19 protein-coding genes and 1 other RNA gene are annotated in these 20,709 nt (G+C 67.4%); 4 read left to right on the plus strand and 16 right to left on the minus strand.

The window, feature by feature from the left end:
• Nucleotides 1-37 precede the first annotated feature (37 nt).
• The 16 genes from ftsA to rsmI all read right to left on the minus strand — a co-directional run bounded on the left by ftsA (nucleotide 38) and on the right by rsmI (nucleotide 17,124).
• Nucleotides 38-1,285 carry a cell division protein FtsA gene (gene ftsA / locus F3I62_RS05840; protein ID WP_160488739.1) on the minus strand — a complete coding sequence of 416 codons (1,248 nt, stop codon included), beginning with the start codon at nucleotides 1,283-1,285 and terminating at the stop codon, nucleotides 38-40.
• Between the two features lie 20 nt (nucleotides 1,286-1,305).
• The gene (locus F3I62_RS05845; RefSeq protein ID WP_160488740.1) at nucleotides 1,306-2,163 is read right to left on the minus strand and encodes a cell division protein FtsQ/DivIB; all 858 of its coding nucleotides are present in this window, start codon (nucleotides 2,161-2,163) and stop codon (nucleotides 1,306-1,308) included.
• Between the two features lie 3 nt (nucleotides 2,164-2,166).
• On the minus strand, nucleotides 2,167-3,108 hold the full coding sequence (locus F3I62_RS05850) for a D-alanine--D-alanine ligase (RefSeq protein ID WP_160488741.1): 942 nt from the start codon (nucleotides 3,106-3,108) through the stop codon (nucleotides 2,167-2,169).
• Nucleotides 3,105-4,505, minus strand: a complete 1,401-nt coding sequence (murC, locus tag F3I62_RS05855) for a UDP-N-acetylmuramate--L-alanine ligase (RefSeq protein WP_218572768.1) — start codon at nucleotides 4,503-4,505, stop codon at nucleotides 3,105-3,107. The genes F3I62_RS05850 and murC overlap by 4 nt, the downstream gene beginning before the upstream one ends.
• A 34-nt stretch (nucleotides 4,506-4,539) precedes the next feature.
• Nucleotides 4,540-5,610, minus strand: coding sequence for an undecaprenyldiphospho-muramoylpentapeptide beta-N-acetylglucosaminyltransferase (murG, locus tag F3I62_RS05860; RefSeq protein ID WP_160488743.1), 1,071 nt, complete (start codon nucleotides 5,608-5,610; stop codon nucleotides 4,540-4,542).
• Nucleotides 5,600-6,826 carry a putative lipid II flippase FtsW gene (ftsW, locus tag F3I62_RS05865; RefSeq protein ID WP_160488744.1) on the minus strand — a complete coding sequence of 409 codons (1,227 nt, stop codon included), beginning with the start codon at nucleotides 6,824-6,826 and terminating at the stop codon, nucleotides 5,600-5,602. Before ftsW ends, murG begins: the two co-directional genes overlap by 11 nt.
• The gene (murD, locus tag F3I62_RS05870; protein ID WP_160488745.1) at nucleotides 6,823-8,169 is read right to left on the minus strand and encodes a UDP-N-acetylmuramoyl-L-alanine--D-glutamate ligase; all 1,347 of its coding nucleotides are present in this window, start codon (nucleotides 8,167-8,169) and stop codon (nucleotides 6,823-6,825) included. Before murD ends, ftsW begins: the two co-directional genes overlap by 4 nt.
• Nucleotides 8,170-8,175: 6 nt before the next feature.
• Nucleotides 8,176-9,258, minus strand: coding sequence for a phospho-N-acetylmuramoyl-pentapeptide-transferase (gene mraY, locus F3I62_RS05875; RefSeq protein ID WP_160488746.1), 1,083 nt, complete (start codon nucleotides 9,256-9,258; stop codon nucleotides 8,176-8,178).
• A complete protein-coding gene (gene murF / locus F3I62_RS05880) occupies nucleotides 9,259-10,626 on the minus strand; it encodes a UDP-N-acetylmuramoyl-tripeptide--D-alanyl-D-alanine ligase (protein WP_160488747.1) in 1,368 nt (455 codons plus the stop codon).
• Complete coding sequence (locus F3I62_RS05885; RefSeq protein ID WP_160488748.1) at nucleotides 10,619-12,082, minus strand: UDP-N-acetylmuramoyl-L-alanyl-D-glutamate--2,6-diaminopimelate ligase; 1,464 nt, start codon at nucleotides 12,080-12,082, stop codon at nucleotides 10,619-10,621. Before F3I62_RS05885 ends, murF begins: the two co-directional genes overlap by 8 nt.
• Nucleotides 12,082-13,833, minus strand: a complete 1,752-nt coding sequence (locus F3I62_RS05890; RefSeq protein WP_372240086.1) for a peptidoglycan D,D-transpeptidase FtsI family protein — start codon at nucleotides 13,831-13,833, stop codon at nucleotides 12,082-12,084. The genes F3I62_RS05885 and F3I62_RS05890 overlap by 1 nt, the downstream gene beginning before the upstream one ends.
• A complete protein-coding gene (gene ftsL / locus F3I62_RS05895) occupies nucleotides 13,830-14,123 on the minus strand; it encodes a cell division protein FtsL (protein ID WP_160488749.1) in 294 nt (97 codons plus the stop codon). Before ftsL ends, F3I62_RS05890 begins: the two co-directional genes overlap by 4 nt.
• Nucleotides 14,120-15,061, minus strand: a complete 942-nt coding sequence (gene rsmH, locus F3I62_RS05900; protein ID WP_160488750.1) for a 16S rRNA (cytosine(1402)-N(4))-methyltransferase RsmH — start codon at nucleotides 15,059-15,061, stop codon at nucleotides 14,120-14,122. The genes ftsL and rsmH overlap by 4 nt, the downstream gene beginning before the upstream one ends.
• 2 nt (nucleotides 15,062-15,063) lie before the next feature.
• Nucleotides 15,064-15,519: a division/cell wall cluster transcriptional repressor MraZ gene (gene mraZ, locus F3I62_RS05905; RefSeq protein WP_160488751.1), complete on the minus strand. Its 456-nt coding sequence runs from the start codon at nucleotides 15,517-15,519 to the stop codon at nucleotides 15,064-15,066.
• Between the two features lie 311 nt (nucleotides 15,520-15,830).
• Nucleotides 15,831-16,178, minus strand: an RNA gene (gene rnpB, locus F3I62_RS05910) — RNase P RNA component class A.
• A gap of 40 nt (nucleotides 16,179-16,218) precedes the next feature.
• The gene (gene rsmI / locus F3I62_RS05915; RefSeq protein ID WP_160488752.1) at nucleotides 16,219-17,124 is read right to left on the minus strand and encodes a 16S rRNA (cytidine(1402)-2'-O)-methyltransferase; all 906 of its coding nucleotides are present in this window, start codon (nucleotides 17,122-17,124) and stop codon (nucleotides 16,219-16,221) included.
• A gap of 90 nt (nucleotides 17,125-17,214) precedes the next feature.
• Between rsmI and F3I62_RS05920 the strand changes: the two genes are divergently transcribed.
• The 4 genes from F3I62_RS05920 to F3I62_RS05935 all read left to right on the plus strand — a co-directional run bounded on the left by F3I62_RS05920 (nucleotide 17,215) and on the right by F3I62_RS05935 (nucleotide 20,655).
• On the plus strand, nucleotides 17,215-19,032 hold the full coding sequence (locus F3I62_RS05920) for a penicillin-binding protein activator (RefSeq protein ID WP_160488753.1): 1,818 nt from the start codon (nucleotides 17,215-17,217) through the stop codon (nucleotides 19,030-19,032).
• Entirely contained in the window at nucleotides 19,025-19,375 is a 351-nt protein-coding gene (locus tag F3I62_RS05925) for a YraN family protein (protein WP_160489033.1), read from the plus strand. The genes F3I62_RS05920 and F3I62_RS05925 overlap by 8 nt, the downstream gene beginning before the upstream one ends.
• A 156-nt stretch (nucleotides 19,376-19,531) precedes the next feature.
• Nucleotides 19,532-20,125, plus strand: coding sequence for a phosphoheptose isomerase (locus F3I62_RS05930; protein ID WP_160082403.1), 594 nt, complete (start codon nucleotides 19,532-19,534; stop codon nucleotides 20,123-20,125).
• Nucleotides 20,122-20,655, plus strand: a complete 534-nt coding sequence (locus F3I62_RS05935; protein WP_160488754.1) for a BON domain-containing protein — start codon at nucleotides 20,122-20,124, stop codon at nucleotides 20,653-20,655. Before F3I62_RS05930 ends, F3I62_RS05935 begins: the two co-directional genes overlap by 4 nt.
• Nucleotides 20,656-20,709 lie beyond the last annotated feature (54 nt).

A 20,709-nucleotide genomic window follows, 5' to 3' on the forward strand; every position in this document is an offset into this window, starting at 1 on the left:
CTAGTTGTATCGCCTACAGCTAACCGCGGTGTTGCTTTCAGAAATTGCCCTGGACCCAGCGTTTCAGCCGCTCCAGTACGGGTGCCTTGGGTTCGTCGCTATACAGGCTGCCGCCAGACATGGAGATGCCGTCGGCCTGCTTCTGCAGGCCGTACATGAGCAGGCCCACGCCTGTCGAATAGATAGGATTACGCACGACGTCGGCCAGTCCCTTGACGCTGTGTGGTACGCCCAGACGCACCGGCATGTGAAAGATCTCTTCGGCCAGTTCGACGGCACCTTCCATCTTGGCGGTGCCACCGGTGAGGACGATCCCGGCAGGGATCATGTCCTCGTAGCCACTGCGCCGCAGCTCGGCCTGAATCAGGGTGAAGAGCTCGTCGTAACGGGGCTCGACAACCTCGGCCAGCGCCTGACGGGACAGTTCCCGCGGTGGCCGGTCGCCCACACTGGGAACCTTGATGGTTTCCCCGGCGCCGGCCAGTTTGGCTAGGGCGCAAGCATACCGAATCTTGATCTCCTCGGCATACTGGGTCGGGGTGCGTAATGCCATGGCGATATCATTGGTGACCTGGTCGCCGGCGATCGGAATCACCGCCGTGTGACGTATCGCACCTTCGGTGAAGATGGCGATGTCGGTGGTGCCGCCGCCGATGTCGACCAGGCACACGCCCAGTTCCTTCTCGTCGTCGGTCAGCACCGCATAGGCGGAGGCCAGCTGTTCGAGAATGATGTCGTCGACTTCCAGGCCGCAGCGGCGCACGCACTTCTCGACGTTCTGCGCCGCGTTCACCGCGCAGGTCACCACATGCACCTTGGCTTCCAGGCGCACGCCGGACATGCCCAGCGGCTCGCGCACGCCTTCCTGGTTATCGATCACGTAATCCTGCGGCAGGGTGTGCAGCACCCGCTGGTCGGCCGGGATGGCCACGGCCTGGGCGGCGTCGAGCACGCGCTCGAGGTCGGCCGGGCTGACCTCGCGGTCGCGGATGGCGACGATGCCGTGGCTGTTGAGGCTGCGGATATGGTTGCCGGCCACGCCGACGAAGGCCGAGTGGATGCGGCAGCCGGCCATCAGCTGGGCCTCTTCCACGGCGCGCTGGATCGACTGCACGGTGGACTCGATGTTGACCACCACGCCCTTCTTCAGGCCGCGCGACGGGTGGGTGCCGATGCCGACGATTTCCAGCTGGCCGTCCGCAGTCACCTCGCCCACCAGCGCCACCACCTTGGAGGTGCCGATATCCAGGCCGACGATCATCTTGCCGCTCTGCACGCTTGCCATGGTTCTACTTTCTCCTCGATTCACTGCACGGCGGCGGGTTCAGCCGCCGTTGGCGCCACCGGCGTGCGCCAGGCCACGGCCAGGCCGTTGGCGTAACGCAGGTCGATGCGCGCGATATTCGCGATCTGCTCTTTCAGCACCTTGTCGTAGATGGTGCTGAAGCGACGTATTTTCTCTACCAGGTGGTCGCGCCCCAGGAGGATCTCCACGCCCTGGCCGGTGCTGATGAACCAGCTGCCATGCTCGCGCAACTCCAGGGCCGTGATGGAAAAGCCCAGCGGGCGCAGCATCTGGCTGAGCACCTGGTACTGCTGCATCACCTGCTGCTGGGCGCGTTGCGGCCCGGACAGCAGCGGCAGGTTCTCGTAGTGGGTCAGCTCGCGCGGGGCGAAGGCCTGGCCCTGGTTGTTCAGCAGCGCCTCGCTGCCCCAGCGCGCCACCGGCAGTTGTTCCTCCAGGCGGATCGACACCTGGTCCGGCCACACCCGCCGCACTTCGGCGTGGGCGATCCACGGCATGCGTTCCAGCTCGGCGCGCATGCCGGCCATGTCGACGGTGAAGAAGCTAGCCGCGATGAACGGCGCGATGCGCTCCTGCACCGCCTGCTGGCTGATGTAGCTCAGCTCGCCCTGCACGCTGACCCGCGCGATCGGTCGATCGGCATAGGGGATCAGGCGCTGGGCCAGCTCGTAGGTGGCGAAACCCAGGCCGACCAGCAGCAGCGGCCACAGCAGGCGTTTCAGGCCGCTGAAGTCCGGCTTCGGCAGGCGCGCGGACAACGGCTCCTTGGCCACCATCCGGCTCGCGCCGCGCGCAGCCGCCGGCTGGCGCAGGGGAGCGCGGCCGATGGGTTGCGGGTGGCGGAGAGTGACGCCCATGACTTAACCCCTGGCCTCGACGCTGTCGGCGAGAATCGCCAGCACCAGCTGTTGGAAATCCAGGCCGGCGGCACGGGCGGCCATCGGCACCAGGCTGTGGTCGGTCATGCCCGGCACGGTATTGACCTCCAGCAGCCAGAACTTGCCGGCGGCATCCTGCATCACGTCGGCGCGCGCCCAGCCCTGGGTACCCACGGCCTCGCAGGCACGCGCGGTGAGCTCCTTCAATTCCGCCTCTTTCTCGGCCGAGAGGCCGCAGGGAATGCGGTACTGGGTGTCATTGGCCAGGTACTTGGCGTCGTAGTCGTAAAAAGTGTGCGGGGTGCCCAGGCCGATCGGCGGCAGCACCTGGCCGCGCAGCATGGCGATGGTGAACTCCGGGCCGGCGATCCACTGCTCCACCAGCACCTGCGAGTCGTACTGGCTGGCGTCGCGCCAGGCTTTGACCAGCGCCTCGACATCACCAACCTTGGCCATGCCGATGCTCGAACCTTCGTGGGCCGGCTTGACGATCAGCGGGAAGCCCAGCTCGGCGGCGGCCGCGCGGCAATCGGCTTCGGACGCCAGCACCGCGTGGTTCGGCGTCGGCAGACCGAGGCTCAGCCACACGCGCTTGGTGCGCAGCTTGTCCATGGCCAGGGCGGAGGCGAGGATGCCGCTGCCGGTGTAGGGGATGCCGGCGCACTCCAGCAGGCCCTGCATGGCACCGTCTTCGCCGCCACGGCCGTGCAGCACGATGAAGGCGCGGTCGATCTTCTCGCTGGTCAGGCGCTGCAGCAGGTCATCGCCGACATCGATGCCGAAGGCATCCACGCCGGCCGCCTGCAGCGCCTGCAGCACGGCAGCGCCGGATTTCAGCGAAACCTCGCGCTCGGCGCTCTTGCCACCGAACAGCACGGCGACGCGGCCGAAGGCCTGGGGATCGAGGGTGGATTGCAGACTCATTTCGACTCACCTTGAAACAGCGCGTGCTTGATCAGTTGAGGGGCCACGCCGCCGATATCGCCGGCACCCTGGCACAGCAGGATGTCGCCGGCACGCAGCAGCGGCTTGAGCAGCGGCGCCAGATCGACCCCACGCTCGACATAGATCGGGTCCAGCTGGCCGCGCTGGCGGATGCTGTGGCACAGGTGACGGCTGTCGGCGCCGGGGATCGGTGCTTCGCCGGCCGGGTAGACCTCCAGCAGCAGCAGCACCTTGGCGTCGCCGAGCACCTGGACGAAGTCGTCGTACAGGTCGCGGGTACGGCTGTAGCGGTGCGGCTGGTAGACCATCACCAGGCGGCGCTCCGGCCAGCCGCCACGCACGGCCTTGATCACCGCGGCGACTTCGCGCGGGTGGTGGCCGTAGTCGTCGACCAGCATCACGCTGCCGCCGTCCACCGGCAGATCGCCGTAGACCTGGAAGCGCCGGCCGACGCCCTGGAAGCCGGACAGCCCGGCGACGATGGCGGCATCGTCGATGCCTTCGTCGGTGGCGATGGCGATGGTCGCCAGGGAGTTCAGTACGTTGTGGTTGCCCGGCATGTTGACCGACACGTCCAGCGGCTCGCGGTCGCGGCGCAGCACGGTGAAGTGAGTCTGCATGCCCTGCTGGCGCACGTTGATGGCGCGCACGTCGGCGTCTTCGGCGAAGCCGTAGGTCACGGTCGGACGCGCCACCTGCGGCAGCAGCTCGCGCACCACCGGGTCGTCCACGCAGAGCACGGCCAGGCCGTAGAACGGCAGGTTGTGCAGGAACTCGATGAAGGTCTTCTTGAGGACGTTGAAGTCGCCGCCGTAGGTGCTCATGTGGTCGGCGTCGATGTTGGTGACCACCGAGACCATCGGCTGCAGGTGCAGGAAGCTGGCGTCGCTCTCGTCGGCCTCGGCGATCAGGTAGCGGCTGCTGCCGAGCTGGGCGTTGGTGCCGGCGGCGTTGAGACGGCCGCCGATGACGAAGGTCGGGTCCAGGCCGCCGGCGGCGAACACCGAGGCCAGCAGGCTGGTGGTGGTGGTCTTGCCGTGGGTACCGGCCACCGCGATGCCGTGGCGGTAGCGCATCAGCTCGGCGAGCATCTCGGCGCGCGGCACCACCGGAATGCGGCGTTCCAGGGCGGTGGCGACTTCCGGGTTGCTGGTGTTGATGGCGCTGGACACCACCAGCACGTCGGCCTGCTCGGCGTTCTCCGCGCGGTGGCCGATGAAGATGATGGCGCCGAAGCTTTCCAGGCGCTCGGTCACGGCCGAGGCCTTGAGGTCGGAGCCGGAGACTTCGTAACCGAGGTTGAGCAGCACCTCGGCGATGCCGCACATGCCGGCGCCGCCGATGCCGACGAAGTGGATGCGGCGGATGCGGCGCATGCGGCGGATTTCCGAACGGGCAGCGGCGGGAGACTTAGCCACGGGCCACCTCCAGGCAGGTTTCCACCACGGTACGGGTGGCATCGGGCTTGGCCAGGCGACGCGCAATGCGGCCCATGTCCTTGAGTTTTTCGGGGTGCATCAGAACCTCGGTCAGCTGCGCGGCAAGCGTGTCCGCGTCAGTCGCATGTTGCGGGAGCAGGAAGGCCGCGCCCTCCTTCGCCAGGTATTCGGCATTGCGCGTCTGGTGGTCGTCGATCGCGTGCGGCAGTGGCACCAGAAACGACGGCAACCCGGCGGCGGCCAGCTCGCTGACGGTCAGCGCGCCGGCACGGCAGATCACCAGATCGGCCCAGGCATAGGCATGGGCCATGTCCTTGATGAACGGCGCGACCTCGGCTTCGACCGCAACTTCGCGATAACGCTCCGCGGTGATCTCGGCATGTTGCTTGCCCGCCTGGTGAAACACCTGCGGACGCAGTTCGGCCGGCAGCTTGGCCAGGGCGGCTGGCAGCAGCTTGTTCAGCGGCTCGGCGCCCAGGCTGCCACCCAGCACCAGCAGGCGCGGCTTGCGCTTACTCAGCGAGTCGCGCGGGGTTTCCAGGAACAGCTCCTCGCGTACCGGGTTGCCGGTGGTGCGGCGCTTGGCGCTGCCTGCGAAGGTATTCGGGAAGCCTTCGCAGACCCGGCTGGCAAACGGCACCAGGCTGCGATTGGCGGTGCCGGCCACGGCGTTCTGCTCCTGGATGATCAGCGGCGCGCCATTGAGCCTGGCCGCCAGGCCGCCCGGGCCGGTGACATAGCCGCCCATGCCCAGCACGCACACCGGCTGCAGCTCGCGCATGATCCGCCGCGCCTGCCACAGGGCCCGCAGCAGCTGGAACGGCGCCTTGAGCAGGGCCAGCTTGCTCTTGCCGCGCAGGCCGCTGACCTGGATCAGGTGCAGCGGCAGGCCGGCGGCCGGCACCAGTTCGTTCTCGATGCCACGCGGGGTGCCCAGCCAGTGCACGCTGTAGCCGCGCGCCTGGAATTCGCGGGCGCAGGCCAGGGCCGGGAACACGTGGCCGCCGGTACCGCCGGCCATGATCAGGACATTACCGCGCATGGCCGACCTCCTCGGGATCGAAGAAATCCGCCTCGCTGAATTCCACCTCCGCGCTGCCCAGCTGGATCTGGGTGCGCCGCTCCCACTCGATGCGCAGCAGCAGCGCCAGGCTGACGCAGCAGATCACCAGGGAGCTGCCGCCGTAGCTGAGGAACGGCAGGGTCAGGCCCTTGGTCGGCAGCAGACCGACGTTCACGCCGATATTGATCAGCACCTGGCCGATCCACAGGAAAGCCAGGCCGTAGGCCACGTAGGCGGAGAAGAACTGCTTGGCCTTTTCCGCCCACAGACCGATGTACAGGGCACGCACGCTGACGAAGACGAACAGCGCGACGGTCAGCAGCGCACCGATCATGCCCAGCTCCTCGGCCAGTACGGCGAAGACGAAGTCGGTGTGCGCTTCCGGCAGGTAGAACTGCTTCTGGATGCTGTTGCCCAGGCCGACGCCCAGCCACTCGCCGCGGCCGAAGGCGATCAGCGCTTGGCTCAGCTGGTAGCCGGCGCCGTACTGGTCGGCCCAGGGGTCGACGAAGTTGGTCAGGCGCGCCAGGCGGTAGCTCTGGCTGGTCATCACCACCACGCCCAGGGCCAGCACGCCGCTGGCCAGGGGGATGAAGCGCAGCAGGTTGATGCCGCCGAGGAACAGCATGGCGATGCAGGCGCCGACCAGCACCACGGTGGCGCCGAAGTCCGGCTCGGCCAGCAGCAGCACGGCGATCGGGCCGAGGATGAACATCGGCTTGATGAAGCCCATCAGGTGCTTGCGCACTTCCTCCTGGCGGCGCACCAGGTAGGCGGCGATGAACATCACGGTGAACAGCTTGGCCAGCTCGGACGGCTGCAGGTTGAACAGGCCGAAGCCGATCCAGCGCTTGGCACCGTTGACCTCACGACCGATGCCCGGCAGCAGCACCAGGATCAGCAGGACGAAGGCGATCAGCAGCAGGGTGCCACTGAAGCGCTGCCACAGGGCCATGGGAATCAGCAGGGTCATGAACCCGGCGCCCAGGCCGATGGCCAGGTAAATCAGGTGGCGGACCATGTGGTACAGCGGGTTGCCGGACAGCGCCGCGGCCACTTCCGAGGAGGCCGAGGTGATCATCACCAGGCCCAGGCCAAGCAGGGCCAGGCAACCGGCCAGCAGCGGGAAATCGAGGTCGATGCCGCGCTGGCTGCGCAGCGGCGACGGGGCGGCGAGCAGGCGTTCCAGCTTCATTGCAGGCCCTCCGCCGCCTGGGCGAACAGGCGCCCGCGCTCTTCGAAGTTCTTGAACATGTCCAGGCTGGCGCAGGCCGGCGACAGCAGCACGGCATCACCAGGCTGGGCCAGCTCGGCGCAGCGCTGCACGGCCTCGTCCAGGGTCCCCACCCGCAGCAGCGGCGTGGCATCGCCGAGGGCGGCGGCCAGCAACTCGGCATCGCGGCCGAGCAGCACCACGGCGCGGCAGAACCGGGCCACCGGCGCCTTGAGGGCGGAGAAATCGGCGCCCTTGCCGTCGCCACCGGCGATCAGCACCAGCTTGCCGGCGATATCGGCGCCCAGGCCTTCGATGGCGGCCAGGGCGGCGCCGACGTTGGTGGCCTTGGAGTCGTCGTAATAGCTCACCCCGCGCAGCTCGCGCACCCACTGGCAACGGTGGGCCAGGCCGGCGAAGGTCTGCAGGGTCGCCAGCATCGGCGCCAGCGGCAGGCCGGCGGCATGGCCGAGGGCCAGGGCCGCCAGGGCATTGGACTGATTATGCGCGCCGCGGATCTTCAGCGCGGAGGTCGGCAGCAGGCTGTCGAACTGGAAGGCCAGGAACTTCTCGCCGCCCTCCTCGATCAGGCCGAAGCGCTTGAAGTCGGGCTTACCCAGGCCGAACTCCCAGCACGGCACCTGATCGGCGATCAGCGGCCGCGACAGGGCGTCGTCGCGATTGACCACCACCTGCTTGGCGCCGCGGAAGATGCGGTGCTTGGCCAGGTGGTACTGCGGCATGCCGGCGTAGCGATCCATGTGGTCTTCGCTGACGTTCAGGCAGGTGGCCACCGCGGCATTCAGCTGGTCGGTGGTTTCCAGCTGGAAGCTGGACAGTTCCAGCACGTACAGCTCGACTTCGTCACTCAGCAGATCCAGCGCCGGGGTGCCGAGGTTGCCGCCGACCGCGACCTTCTTGCCGGCCGCCGCGGCCATCTCGCCGACCAGGGTGGTCACGGTGCTCTTGGCGTTGGAACCGGTGATGGCGATGATCGGCGCCTTGGCATGGCGAGCGAACAGTTCGATGTCGCCGGACAGCTTGACCCCGCGCGCGGCCGCGGCCTGCAGCGCCGGGGTGGCGATGGCCAGGCCCGGGCTGACGTACAGCTCCGAGGCGCGGCACAGGAAGTCCACGTCCAGCTCGCCGCAGCGCACTTCCACCTGCGGGTAGTCGCGCTGCAGGGTCGCCAGCTCCGGCGGGTTCGCGCGGGTGTCGGCCACGGCGAAGCGCACGCCCTGCTGCGCCAGGAAGCGCACCAGGGACATGCCGCTCTTGCCGAGGCCGACAACGATGCGGAACTGGTCGGAAGCGATCAGCGACACTGTCTATTACCTCAGTTTCAGGGTGGCAAGGCCGATCAGCACGAGGATCACGGTGATGATCCAGAAGCGCACGATCACCCGGGGTTCGGGCCAGCCCTTGAGTTCGAAATGGTGGTGGATCGGCGCCATGCGGAACACGCGCTTGCCGGTCAGCTTGAAGCTGGCGACCTGGATGATCACCGACAGGGTCTCCATGACGAACACGCCGCCCATGATGAACAGGACGATTTCCTGACGCACGATCACGGCGATGGTGCCGAGCGCGGCGCCCAGCGCGAGAGCTCCCACGTCGCCCATGAAGACCTGGGCCGGGTAGGTGTTGAACCAGAGGAAACCCAGGCCGGCACCGACCAGCGCGGCGCAGAACACGATCAGCTCGCCGGCGCCCGGTACGTAGGGGATCAGCAGGTAATCGGCGAATTTGATGTTGCCCGACAGGTAGCAGAAGATCGCCAGCGCACCGGCCACCAGCACGGTCGGCAGGATGGCCAGGCCGTCGAGGCCGTCGGTCAGGTTGACCGCGTTGCTGGTGCCGACGATGACGAAGTAGGTCAGCACCACGAAGCCCACGCCCAGCGGAATGGCAACGTCCTTCAGCACCGGCAGGATCAGGGTGGTTTCCACCGGGCTCTGCGCGGTCATATAGAGGAAGATCGCCGCGCCCAGGCCGAACACCGACTGCCAGAAGTATTTCCAGCGGCTTGGCAGGCCGCGCGAGTTCTTCTCGATCACCTTGCGGTAGTCGTCGACCCAGCCGATGGCGCCGAACAGCAGGGTCACGGCCAGCACGGTCCACACGTAGCGGTTGCTCAGGTCGGCCCAGAGCAGGGTGCTGACGGCGATGGCCGAGAGGATCAGCGCGCCACCCATGGTCGGCGTGCCCTTCTTCGACAGGTGCGACTGCGGGCCGTCGTTGCGCACCGCCTGGCCGATCTGGCGGATCTGCAGGGTGCGGATCATCCACGGGCCGAGCCACAACGACAGGGCCAGGGCGGTCAGCACCCCGAGAATCCCGCGCAAGGTCAGGTACTGGAACACACCGAAACCGGTGTAGAACTGTTGCAGGTACTCCGCCAGCAGCAGCAGCATTTAGTGAGCCTCCCCCGATGCACAGAGAGCCGCGACGACTTTTTCCATCGCCGCGCTGCGCGAACCTTTAATTAGAATGGTGGTGTCGCCCGATTCGCGGCGAAGTGCCGCGATCAAGCTGGCTTGATCGGCGAAGTGATGTCCTTCCGTACCGAATGCCTTGACGGCATGGGCCATCAGCGGGCCCACGGCATACAGCGCGTCGACCTTGCCGGCGGCATAGGCGCCGACATCGCGATGGCCTTGCTCGGCCCACTCGCCCAACTCGCCCATATCCCCCAGCACCAGAACGGTGCGACCGGGGAAGGCGGCGAGTATATCAACGGCGGCGCACATCGAAATCGGGTTGGCGTTGTAGGTGTCGTCGATCACCCGCGCACCGTTCGTCGCCAACTGAGCAACGGCGCGGCCTTTGACCGGTTGCAGGCTTTCCAGCCCGGCCTGGATCCCGACCAGCGGCACGCCCAGAGCATGGGCCGCGGCGGCGGCGGCCAGGGCGTTGGCCACATTGTGCTCGCCCAGCAGGTTGAGCTGGATGCGCGCCTGGCCGACCGGGCTGTGCAGGGTGAAGGCCAGGCAGCCGCGGGCATCGCGGGCCAGCTCGGCGGCGTGGAAATCGGCGCGGCTGTCGCCCAGGGCGAAGCTCAGCACGCGACGGCCACGTGCGCGCGCCTGCCAGGTGGCGAAAGCCTTGTCGTCAAGGTTGAGCACGGCCACGCCATCGGCGGCCAGGCCTTCGATGATCTCGCCCTTGGCCTCGATGATCTTGTCCGGACCGCCGAACTCGCCGACATGGGCGATCCCGGCGTTGGTGATGATCGCCACCTGCGGCCGGGTCAGGCTGACGGTGTAGCCGATCTCGCCGACATGGTTGGCGCCCAGCTCGATCACCGCGCCGACATGTTCGGGCGCCAGCTCGAGCAGGGTCAGCGGCGCGCCGAGGTCGTTGTTCAGGTTGCCGCGGGTGGCCAGAACCGGGCCGTGCAGGCCGGCACGCAGGATGCTGGCGAGCATTTCCTTGACCGTGGTCTTGCCGCTGGAGCCGGTCACGGCGGCCAACGGGCCGCCGTAGGCCTGGCGATTCAGGGCGCCGAGGCGACCCAGGCCGACCCGGCTGTCGCCGACGATCAGCTGCGGCAGATCGACACCCGCCACTTCGCGCTCGACCAGCGCGGCCACGGCGCCCTTGCTTGCCACCTCGGCCAGGTAGTCGTGGCCGTCGAAGTTCGGCCCGCTCAGGGCGACGAACAACTGGCCGGCCTCGATCTTGCGGCTGTCGGTTGACACGGCGCAGAACGCCACGTCGGCACCGTGCAGGCGAGCGTGCAGGGCGGGTGCCACTTCACTGAGCAGCAGCGGCTTAAGCATGGGCAGCCTCCCAGGCCTGCAGGGCCTTGGCGGTCTCGTCCAGGTCGGAGAACGGCTGGCGCACGCCATTGATCTCCTGGTAGTCCTCGTGGCCCTTGCCGGCCAGCACCACCACGTCGCCGGCCTGCGCGGCGGCGATCAGCCGGGCAATCGCCTGGCCGCGACCGTGAATGAATTCGACCTGTTCGGGCCTGGCGAAGCCCGCACGGATATCCTCGATGATCTGCGCCGGATCTTCCGTGCGCGGGTTGTCGTCGGTGACCAGCACCGCATCGGCCAGGCGCTCGGCCACCGCAGCCATCAGCGGGCGCTTGCCGCTGTCGCGGTCGCCGCCGCAGCCGAACAGGCACTGCAGGCGGCCGGTGACATGCGGGCGCAGGGCTTCGAGGACTTTCTCCAGGGCATCCGGGGTGTGTGCGTAATCCACCACCACCAGCGGCAGCCGGCCGCCGCCGAAACGCTGCATGCGCCCGACCGGGCCTTGCAGCCGTGGCAGCAGCGCGAGGATCTCGTCCAGCGGGTAGTTCAGGCCGAGCAGCGCGCCGACCACGGCCAGCAGGTTGCTCAGGTTGAAGCGCCCCAGCAGCGGGCTGCGCAGGTTGCCCTCGCCTTGCGGGGTGACCAGGCGGGCACGCACGCCGTGGTCGTCGAAGCTGGCTTCGCTGCAGTAGAGGTAGGCGCTGCTGTCGTCCAGGCTGTAACCGATCAGGCGCGATTCATGCTGTTCGGCGGCCAGCTGGCGACCGAAGGCGTCGTCCAGGTTGATCACCCGGCAACGCAGGTCCGGCCAGGCGAACAGCCGGGCCTTGGCCGCGCCGTAGGCTTCCATCGAACCGTGATAGTCGAGGTGATCGCGCGACAGGTTGGTGAACACCGCCACGTCGAAGTCCAGCGCAGCCACGCGGCCCTGCTCCAGACCGTGGGAGGAAACTTCCATGGCCAGGGCGCGGGCACCGGCCTGCTTGAGGTCGGCGAGGATGGCCTGCACCGCCACCGGGTCCGGGGTGGTGTGGCGGCCGCTTTCCAGGGCCTCGTAGAAGCCGGTGCCGAGGGTGCCGACGATGCCGCAGCGCTCGCCGAGCAGGTCCAGGGCCTGGGCCAGCAGCTGGCTGACGCTGGTCTTGCCGTTGGTGCCGGTGACGCCGACCAGGCGCAGGGCACGGCTCGGCTCGCCGTAGAAACGCCCGGCGATGGCCGACAGCTGGCCGACCAGGCCCTTGATCGGCACCAGCTCGGCGCTACTGGCGGTCATCGCCGCTGCGCCTTCGCTTTCATAGGCCACGGCGGCGGCACCGCGGGCCACGGCGTCGGCGATATGCAGACGGCCATCCTGGGCGGTGCCGGGCACGGCGAGGAACAGGTCGCCCGGACGCACCTTGCGGCTGTCCAGGGTCAGTTCGCGAATCAAGGTGGCCGACTGGGCCTGGGGCAGCAGCTGGTTGAGTGGCATGGGCATCAGATCCGCCCTCCATTGTTACTGGCCGTCGCGGCGGTTTGCGGCGCAACAGGCGTTGGCGCGACCGGCGGCGGCAGGTTGTCCGGGGTGATGTTCATCAGGCGCAGCGTGCCGCCCATGACCTTGCTGAACACCGGCGCCGAGACCAGACCACCGAAGTAGCCGGCCTTGCTCGGCTCGTCGATGACCACGACCATGGCGATGCGCGGGTCGCTGCTCGGCGCGAAGCCGGCAAACATCGAGCGGTAGGCGTTGGCCGTGTAGCCCTTGGTGCCGACACTGGCCTTGCGCGCCGTGCCGCTCTTGCCGGAAACGTGGTAACCCGGCACCTGGGCGCGGAATACCCCGCGCGGCGCTTCGATCACTTGCTGCAGCATGCCCTGCATGGTTTTCGCCACGTCTTCCGACATCACCTGCACGCCCTCGGGTACGCGATCGGCGCGGGTCATGGTCAGCGGCACGCTGCGCCCGTCGTTGGCCAGCACGGCATAGGCATGCACCAGCTGCACGGCGGTTACCGCCAGGCCGTAGCCATAGGACAGGGTCGCGGTTTCCGCCTTCGGCCACTTGCGGTGGTTGGGCAGGTTGCCGACGCGCTCGCCGGGGAAACCCAGGCCGGTATCCTGACCCAGGCCCAGCTGCTGCATCATGCTGTAAATGGACTCGCCGCCGATATCGAAGGCGACCTTGCTCATGCCGACGTTACTGGAGTTGATCAGGATGCCGGTCAGGTTGAGCTCGCGGCCCTGGGTCTTGGACACGTCCTTGATGGTGTAGCGGCCGATCTGCAGGGAACCGGGCCAGACTTCAACGATGTCTTCCGGCTTCCAGCGCCCGCTCTGCAAGGCGGCGCTCATCGACAGCGGCTTGACCGTGGAGCCCGGCTCGAACACGTCGATCATGGCGCGGTTACGCATGGCTGCCGGTTGCAGGTTGCGCCGGTTGTTCGGGTTGTAGGTCGGCTGGTTGGCCATGGCCAGCACTTCGCCGGTCTTCACGTCCATGATCACCAGGCTGCCGGCCTTGGCGCCGTTTTCCACCAGGGCATTGCGCAGCTCGCGGTGGGCCAGGTACTGCAGGCGCAGGTCGATGGACAGCGCCAGGGTCTTGCCGGCCTTGGCGTTCTGGGTGACCTGGACATCCTTGATCAGGCGGCCGCGGCGATCCTTGAGCACCTGGCGCTTGCCCGGCACACCGGCCAGCCACTCGTCGAAGGCCAGCTCCATGCCTTCGCGGCCACGGTCGTCGACGTCGGTGAAGCCGATCACATGGGCGGCCACTTCGCCGGCCGGGTAGAAACGGCGGAACTCTTCGATGCTGTATACGCCCGGCACTTTCAGGTCGAGGATGGCCTGGCCCTGCTCCGGGGTCAGGCCGCGCACCAGGTACATGAACTCGCGCTCGCTGGCCTGCTGCAGGCGCTTGGCAAAGGCTTGCGGCTCCTGGCCCAGGGCGGCGGCCAGGTCGGTCCAGCGGTTCTGCGCCTTGGCCAGTTCCTTGCCGTTGGCCCACAGGGTGATCACCGGCGTACTGACGGCCAGCGGCTCGCCATTGCGGTCGGTGATCAGGCCGCGATGGGCCGGGATCGGGATGTGCCGCACGCTGCGCGCATCGCCATGGGCCTGGAGGAAATCGTGGTCGATCACGTGCAGGTCGATGATGCGCCAGGCGATGGCCCCCACCATCAGCGCCAGCAGGGCCAGCACCAGGCGGAAACGCCAGGGGTAGAGGGCGCCTTCGAGACCCATCATGGCGCCACCATCTGCACTTCGGCCGCTTCCGGGATCCGCATGTGCAGCTGCTCGCTGGCCAGCGTCTCGATGCGGTTGTGTGCGGTCCAGGTGCTCTGCTCGAGGATCAGCCGGCCCCACTCGGCCTGCGCCTTGTCGCGCACGCTGAGCTCGGCGTACAGGGCGTTGAGCAGCTGGCGGTTCCAGTGCGCGCTGTAGGACACGGCGAGGGCCGACAGCAGCACGCCAATGAACAGCAGCAACAGCAGCAGGCTGCCGGGCGGCAAGGGCTTGGCGAACAGGCGGCTCATCGCAGCTTCTCCGCCACGCGCATGACCGCGCTGCGCGAGCGCGGGTTGGCATTGAGCTCGGCCTCGGAGGCGAACTGCGGCTTGCCCAGCAGCTTGAGACGCGGCTCGAAGGCCTTGGGGATGATCGGCAGGTCGCGCGGCAGGTTGTCCGCCTCACCCTTGGCGTGACGGCGCATGAACTGCTTGACGATGCGGTCTTCCAGCGAGTGGAAGCTGATTACCACCAGGCGCCCACCCACGGCCAGGCTTTCCAGCGCGGCATCGAGGCCCGCCTCGAGGTCGCCCAGCTCGTTGTTGATGTAGATGCGCAGGCCCTGGAAGGCGCGGGTCGCCGGGTTCTTGCCCTTCTCCCAGGCCGGATTGGCCTCGGTGAGTACGGCGGCCAGGTCGGCGGTACGCTCGAACGGCTTGAGCGCTCGGCGCTCGACCACGGCACGGGCCATGCGCTTGGCGAAACGCTCTTCGCCGTATTCCTTGAAGACCCGGGCGATCTCCTCGGCGCTGGCGCTGGCGATGAACTCGGCGGCGCTGACGCCGGCATCCGGGTTCATGCGCATGTCCAGCGGACCGTCATTGAGGAAGCTGAAGCCACGCGCGGCATCGTCCAGCTGCGGCGAGGACACGCCGAGGTCGAGCAGGATGCCATCGACCCGGCCCGCCAGGCCGCGCTGAGCGACCTCCTCGCCCAGCTCGGCAAAGCTGCGCTGTACAACGACGAAGCGGCCGTCTTCGGCCGCCAGTGCATTTCCCGTGGCAATCGCCAGCGGGTCCTTGTCGAAACCCAGCAGGCGACCATCTGGCCCGAGCCTTTCCAGGATCAGCCGGCTGTGCCCCCCCCGCCCGAAGGTGCCGTCCAGATAGCAGCCATCCGCGCGCACGGCGAGGCCGTCGACGGCTTCGTCGAGCAGCACGGTGATATGGCGGAAGCTATTGGTCATGGTCACAGGATCAGATCACGCAGGTCGTCCGGCAGAGCACCGGGTTGTTTGATGGCAGCCAGGTCGGCATCGGCAAGTGCGTTCCAGGCATCCTCGTTCCACAGTTGGAATTTGTTCAGTTGGCCGACCAGCATGGCGTGCTTGTCCAGGCCGGCATGGGCGCGCAGGCGCGGCGGCACGAGGAAGCGGCCGCTGCCGTCCAGTTCGATGTCCACGGCATTACCGATCAACAGGCGCTGCAGGCGACGGGTTTCTTCACGCAGGGAAGGCAGTTCGCGCAGCTTGGCCTCGATCAGCTCCCACTCAGGCAGCGGGTATACGCAGAGGCAGGGATCGACGGCATCGATGGTGACGATGAGCTGGCCGGCACAACGCGAAACGAGCTCGTCACGATACCGGCTCGGCATCGCGAGTCGCCCTTTGGCGTCGAGACTGATGGCGTTAGCTCCGCGAAACAAGGCTGCGTTCCCCCACTGTAATTAGCTTTCCGTGCCCATACGACCCACTTCGTGCCACTTTGTGCCACTTCGGCACACTATAGGAATGCAGCGCCCCCAGCGTCAAGGCGCGCAAACAGGGAAAAATCCTTACAGGACGGAGATTTAGCGAACTAAGCGGGGGATTTGGAGAGGCAAATCGAGGGTTTTTCAGAGGCGAATTTCAGCCAGTTCATGATGCTGAACTTCGAACTTAAAGTAGTTTCTTAAGAGTAAGATTTTTTCGGTATTACAAATGCGGGATGCGGGGTGAAGCGGATAGAAGAGAAAAGGTGGAGAGTCGATCTGTAAGCCGGGTTCTGTCGAGGACAGTCATTCCTCTACGACGTACATCACTGCACGCCTTTAGCAACCTACCCGGTTCCAGCGCGGGCCACGCCAATGGAACCCTATTTGGTCTTGCTCCGAGTGGGGTTTACCTAGCCACGGACTGTTGCCAGCCGTGCGGTGCGCTCTTACCGCACCTTTTCACCCTTACCGGCGCTTGCGCGCTTAGGCGGTTATTTTCTGTGGCACTTTCCGTAGGCTCGCGCCTCCCAGGCATTACCTGGCACTCCGCCCTATGGAGCCCGGACTTTCCTCCCCCTTCTTGCGAAGGCAGCGACTGTCCGATCGACTCTCCGCCGCCAAGGGTACCCAGCCGAGCGCCGCAGGACAAGCTCAAGCGTCCTTTTGCCGCTCCAGCGCCACCTGATAGAGCAGGTTCTTGCGCACTCCGGTGATCTCCGCCGCCAACGCCGCCGCCCGCTTGAGCGGCATCTCGCCGAGCAGCAGGTCGAGCACGCGCAGCGCCTCGCCACTGATCGCCTCATCCCCCTCCGGCGCCTGCCAGCCGGCCACCAGCACCACGCACTCGCCACGCTGCTGGTTGCTGTCGGCCGCCACCCAGTCGTGCAACTCGCCCAGCGGCAGCCCCTTGAGCGTCTCGAAAGTTTTGGTCAGCTCGCGCCCCAGCACCGCCGGTCGATCGGCGCCGAACACCTCGCGCATATCGGCCAGGCACTCGAGGATGCGGTGCGGCGCCTCGTAGAAGATCAGGGTGCGCGGGTCTTGTGCCACCTGCTGCAGGCGCGCCTGGCGCCCGACGGTCTTGGCCGGCAGGAAGCCCTCGAAGCTGAAACGATCGGACGGCAAGCCGGCCGCCGACAGGGCGGCGATCAGCGCGCAGGCGCCCGGCACCGGCACCACGCGGATCCCGGCCGCCCGCACCTGGCGCACCAGGTGATAGCCGGGGTCGGAGATCAGCGGCGTGCCCGCATCGGAAATCAGCGCCACGTCCTCGCCCGCCTGCAAGCGGGTGAGGAAACGCCCGCCCTCGTCGCGCTCGTTGTGCTCGTGGCAGGCCGCCAGCGGCGTGGCGATGCCGAAATGCTGCAGCAGACGGATGGAGTGGCGGGTGTCCTCGGCAGCGATCAGCGCCACCTCACGCAGGATGCGCAGGGCGCGGGCGCTGATGTCATCCAGGTTGCCGATCGGGGTGGCAACTACATACAGCGTGCCGGTAGCGGTTACAGAAGCAGTGGAAACGCTCACGGGCGACCCTCGATGACCACGGAAAGCGCGCATTGTAGCCCGTTTCGCTGCACCGACATCGCACGGGCTGCGGGCCTTGGGTACAATCGCGCACTCATTGGATCCAGTACCAGGAACGTTTAGATGATCGCCCGCCTGCGCCCGCTTTCCGCCCTTTGCCTCGCCGGCCTGCTGGCCGCCTGCGCCAGCACCCCGTCGTCCAACCTGGGCGAGCTGCCACGCACCCCGCAAGCCAGCATCGAACAACTGCTGCAACAGGCCGATGCCAGCGAAATGCCGGAAGAGGCCGCCCTGCTGCGCCTGTCCGCCGCCGACCTGGCCTACCAGCAGCAAGATCTGGGACGCGCCACGCGCATCCTCGACGAGATCGCCCTGGACAGCCTGAAGCCGGCCCAGCAGATCTTCGCCAGCACCCTCGCCGCCGAACTGGCCCTGGCCCGCAACAAGCCCAAGGCCGCGCTCCAGGCCCTCAGCCACCCGAGCCTGGAACGCCTCGGCGAACTGCCGGTCGAGCAACAGGTGCGCACCCAACTGGTCCGCGCCCGCGCCCTGGAGGCCGACGGCCAGCCCCTCGCCGCCGCCCGCGAACGCGTGTACATCGCCCCGCTGCTCGATGGCACCGCGGCCGCCAGCAACCACGAAGCGATCTGGACCCTGGTCGCCAGCCTGCCGCAGAGCCAGCTGCAATCCTCCGGCGACAGCGACCTGGATGGCTGGCTGAGCCTGGCCCTGGCCACCAAGAGCGCCGGCACCCCGGACCAGCAGCTGGCCGCCATCGACGCCTGGCGCCAGCAGCATCCGCAACACCCGGCCGCGCAACAGCTGCCGCAGGCCCTGGACAAGCTGAAGAGCCTGGCCGGCCAGCCGCTGCAGAAGGTCGCCCTGCTGCTGCCCCAGGAAGGCCAGCTGGCCTCCGTCGCCCGCGCCCTGCGCGACGGCTTCATGGCCGCCCACTACCAGGCCCAGCAGGCCGGCCAGAACCCGCCGGAAGTGCTGCTCTACGACAGTTCGCGCCTCGCCTCGCTGGATGACTTCTACCGCCAGGCCCAGGCCGACGGCGCGCAACTGGTGATCGGCCCGCTGGAGAAGCCACTGGTCAAGCAGCTCAGCGAACGCCCGCAGCTGCCGATCACCACCCTGGCCCTGAACTACAGCGACGCCGGCCGCGAAGCGCCGGCGCAGCTGTTCCAGTTCGGCCTGGCCGCCGAAGACGAAGCCCGAGAAGTAGCCCGCCGCGCCTGGGCCGACGGCATGCGCCGCGCCGTGGCCCTGGTGCCCAGCGGCGAATGGGGCAACCGCGTGCTGGCCGCCTTCCAGCAGAGCTGGCAGGCCGCCGGCGGCACCCTGATCGCCGCCGAGCACGTCGACCAGCCGGTGCAGCTGGCCCAGCAGATCGCCGACCTGTTCCAGCTGCGCGAAAGCGAGGCACGCGCCAAGCGCCTGCAGAACACCCTGGGCGGCGCCATCGCCGCGGTGCCAGCGCGCCGCCAGGACGTCGACTTCATCTTCCTCGCCGCCACCCCGCAGCAGGCCCAGCAGATCAAGCCGACCCTGGCCTTCCAGTACGCTGGCGACGTGCCGGTGTACGCCACCTCGCACCTGTATGCCGGCGGGCAGAACCCGAGCCAGTACCAGGACCTGGAAGGCATCCGCTTCTGCGAAACACCCTGGCTGCTGGACAGCAACGACGCCCTGCGCCAGCAGGTCGACAGCCAGTGGCCGCAGGCCGCCGGCAGCCTCGGCCGCCTGTACGCCATGGGCGTCGACGCTTACCGCCTGGCGCCGCGCCTGAGCCAACTCCAGGCCATGCCCGACAGCCGGGTCGAAGGCCTGTCCGGCAACCTCAGCCTGAACAGCGCCCAGCGCATCGAACGCCAGCTGCCCTGGGCCGAGTTCCACGACGGCCAGGTCCAGCGCCTGTCGGACAGCAACAATCAGTAAGCCGAACGACAGCGGTCGCGTCGCCGAAACCCAGGCGCGCGACCACCTGCTGCGGCACGGCCTGCGCCTGCTGGCGCAGAACTGGCGCTGCCGCGGCGGCGAGCTCGATCTGGTCATGCTCGACGGCGATACAGTAGTATTCGTCGAAGTCCGCTACCGCCGGCATGCCGCCTGGGGCGGCGCCCTGGAAAGCGTCGATTTGCGCAAGCAGCAACGCCTGATCCACGCCGCCCAGCACTTCCTGCAGCAGGAAAGCCGCTGGGCCAGGCAGCCCTGCCGCTTTGACGTGGTCGCCCTCGACCCCACGCAACTGGACTGGCTAAAGAACGCTTTTGAGACCTGAATCGCCCCGATCAACGCTTTCCTGTCGACCCGCACCGGGCAAGTCGGGTAAAAAGCCGGACAGCACGCCAGATGCGAGTCGTTATAATTCGCCACGCCTTATGGCACTCCCTCACCGTAGAGGCTGACCCAGCCCGTACACCGAAGGTCTTATCCGATGGACATGCAATCCCGAATCCGCCAGATGTTCCAGGCCAGCATCGACACCAAGCAGCAGGCCATGGAAGTGCTGGTACCGTTCATCGAGCATGGCAGCCAGGTGATGGTCAACGCCCTGCTCAACGAGGGCAAGATTCTCAGCTGCGGCAACGGCGGCTCCGCCGGTGATGCCCAGCACTTCTCCTCCGAGCTGCTCAACCGCTTCGAGCGCGAGCGCCCGAGCCTGCCGGCCATCGCCCTGACCACCGACAGCTCGACCATCACCTCGATCGCCAACGATTACAGCTACAACGAGGTGTTCTCCAAGCAGATCCGTGCCCTCGGCCAACCCGGCGACGTGCTGCTGGCGATTTCCACCAGCGGCAACTCGGCCAACGTGATTCAGGCCATCCAGGCCGCACATGATCGCGAAATGGTGGTCGTAGCTCTGACCGGGCGCGACGGCGGTGGCATGGCCTCGCTGCTGCTACCGGAAGACGTGGAAATTCGCGTGCCCTCCAAGGTCACCGCACGCATTCAGGAAGTGCACCTGCTGGCTATCCACTGCCTGTGCGACCTGATCGACCGCCAACTGTTCGGGAGTGAAGAATGACCCGCAATCCACTGATTCTTGCCACCCTCGCCCTCAGCCTGCTGCTGGGCGCCTGCAGCAACCGCAGCATCGGCAACAAGATCGACGACCAGTTCCTCGGCCCGGACGTCAGCTCGGCCGTGTCGCGCGCGCACCCGGATCTGACCAGCCCGACCTCGCACGTGGTGGTCACCAGCTACAACGGGGTGATCCTGCTCGCCGGCCAGACCCCGCGCGCCGAGCTCAAGGACAAGGCCGCCCAGGCGGCGCGCAACGTCCAGGGCGTGACCAAGATCCACAATGAACTGCAGGTGCTGCAGCCGACATCGGCCCTGGCTCGCAGCAACGATGCGCTGATGACTTCGAAGATCAAGACCCTGATGTTGGCCGACAGCACGGTGCCAAGCGCCAAGATCAAGGTGATCACCGAGAACGGCATCGTCTACCTGATGGGCCTGGTGACCCGCGCCGAAGGCGCCAGCGCCGGCAACGTGGTCGCCGGCGTATCCGGCGTGCAGAAGATCGTCAAGCTGTTCCAGTACACCAACTGAGGCAGCGCCTAGCGGGGTTCGCCGCCCCGGAACTGCACGACACAGAAACGACAA

This window comes from Pseudomonas sp. R-28-1W-6, from assembly GCF_009799925.1.
Taxonomy (GTDB): Bacteria; Pseudomonadota; Gammaproteobacteria; order Pseudomonadales; family Pseudomonadaceae; genus Aquipseudomonas.